The organism is Tolypothrix sp. VBCCA 56010, assembly GCF_050875635.1.
Classification (GTDB): domain Bacteria; phylum Cyanobacteriota; class Cyanobacteriia; order Cyanobacteriales; family Nostocaceae; genus Hassallia.
Window position 1 is genome coordinate 1 of the sequence record NZ_JBPAOH010000322.1, and the last position, 2,042, is coordinate 2,042.

General features: G+C 42.9%; 3 protein-coding genes. All 3 read left to right on the plus strand.

The features are described 5' to 3' along the window. Nucleotides 1-81 precede the first annotated feature (81 nt). The 3 genes from AABK37_RS41150 to AABK37_RS41160 all read left to right on the plus strand — a co-directional run bounded on the left by AABK37_RS41150 (nt 82) and on the right by AABK37_RS41160 (nt 1,979). On the plus strand, nt 82-510 hold the full coding sequence (locus tag AABK37_RS41150; protein WP_432557135.1) for a type II toxin-antitoxin system VapC family toxin: 429 nt from the start codon (nt 82-84) through the stop codon (nt 508-510). A 103-nt stretch (nt 511-613) separates the two neighbouring features. Further along, a complete protein-coding gene (locus AABK37_RS41155) occupies nt 614-1,090 on the plus strand; it encodes a hypothetical protein (RefSeq protein WP_432557136.1) in 477 nt (158 codons plus the stop codon). A 4-nt stretch (nt 1,091-1,094) separates the two neighbouring features. Further along, nucleotides 1,095-1,979, plus strand: a complete 885-nt coding sequence (locus tag AABK37_RS41160; protein ID WP_432557137.1) for an NB-ARC domain-containing protein — start codon at nt 1,095-1,097, stop codon at nt 1,977-1,979. Nucleotides 1,980-2,042 lie beyond the last annotated feature (63 nt).

Consider the following 2,042-nt stretch of genomic DNA (forward strand, 5'->3'; position numbering starts at 1 on the left):
TGCACAAGATAAGAAATTTGAGAGCGTGCGTAAGTCCTATTGATAACCCAAGATAACCCACAACACAGGGTTAATATATTTTTGCCAAAGTGGGATGCTCCCCTCGTTTATGCCACTGTTCCTGAATCTCCTTTACACTTGGTTGCTATAAACGCAATTCCAAGTTATGAACAAAGTGGAATGCAATTGTGGATTAGCCGACAAGTTTTGCGAGAATATCTGGCTACTCTGACTCGTCCGCAGCTATATACTCAGCCTATACCAATTTTGAGAGTAACTGCGGAAATTCGTTTTTTCCAAAATCGCTTTCGAGTAGCTGAAGATAATTTGCTGGTAACAGAAAGACTTTTATCTTTAATGTCAGAAATTCCCAGTGGTGGCAGGCAAGTACATGATGCAAATATTGTCGCCACAATGTTAGTTTACCATATTCCGCAGTTATTAACTCACAACACCGGAGATTTTGCCAGATTTTCGACATTAATTACTGTATCGCCATTGCAAGCGTAGTCAGAACCGCGATTTTTTGAAGAAGTCGGGGTTCTTGTTTGCGGAATATACTGAGATAAAGTGGTAGATACAATAAAATATATTTGGGATTCTGGGTTAATTTATGGAACCTGCTACACTAACAGCAGCTGCGATCGCTACCTTGGTCATCGTCAAAGCTTTTGAGAAAACTGGCGAAATCATCGGCGAAAAAGCTTGGAATGAAGGCGAGAAGTTGTTAGTTATGCTCAGGCGTAAACAACCATCAACCGCGAATGCTGTAGAATTAGCTCAAACACAACCTCTAGATTATGGTCAAGCTTCTCTGGTTGAGCAAGTAGAAGAAGCAGCAAAGAAAGACCCTGAAATTGCTCAAGCTGTTGAAGCTGTAGCTAGTGAAGCACAAACGCAGGTGACACAACCTAAATTGAAGGAAATGATTAATCAAATAGTTATAAAAGGAGTTCAGGTAAAGGGTAAGGCTAAAGTAGGCGATATAGAAATCGAAGCTGCAAGAGACGGTTCAGTAAATCAAGAGGCGGTGGTTGATTCGGAATTTGGCGATGATCTTGACTTGGGCAATATTAACCTGAAAGCCTAGAATTATGAGCGATCGCCCTAACCCAGAAGAAATTTTACAGAACATTCTCCAAAATGTTCAAGTAGGCGGCAATCTGACTACAGGGGATATTACCCAAATCCTGAATTTGCTGGTTATTATTCCACAGCACGACTCTTTCAAACCAAAGGAAATTCCTCACAATGTTCCTCGCAGTGGTGCTGTTAAGTTTGTAGGACGCGCCGAAGAACTGCTAAGTTTGTCCCAACAGCTGCAAGCCAACAATCAGTTGGTAATCACTGCCATTAATGGTATGGGTGGAGTTGGCAAAACAGAGTTAGCAACCCAGTATGCACTAATTCACTTATTACTTAGCACTTATAAGGGTGGCATCTGCTGGTTAAGAGCTAGAAGTGAGGATGTAGGCATTCAAATTGTGCAGTTTGCCAGGACGCAGCTTGATTTAAAGCCGCCAGAAGATTTTAATATAATCGACCAAGTGCAATATTGCTGGCGACGTTGGCGTGAGGGTGATGTGCTGCTAGTGTTCGATGATGTCACCGACTACGAGCAAGTCAAGCCTTACTTACCGCTATCTTCCCGATTTAAAGTGCTGATTACCACGCGCCAACTTTTAGGAACATCCATAAAGCAATTATCTTTGGATGTGCTGCAACCAGAGGCGGCGCTAGAGTTATTAAAGTCTTTAGTCCAAGAAACACCAGAACGAATTGAGCGAGAATTAGCTGTAGCAAATCAGTTATGTGAGTGGCTGGGATATTTGCCTTTGGGTGTGGAATTAGTGGGACGCTATCTGGCGCGGAAACAGGATTTAGCTCTAACAGAGATGTTGCGGCGGTTGCAGAACAAGCGACTAGATGAGCGTTCCCTCAGTGAACTACCTACACCGCCTGAGTACAGGTCGGTGTAGGCTTCTGGCACATTCTTAATGTTTCCAGAACTTCCTTAGAGGTACTATTAGTAGCAGAGTCAG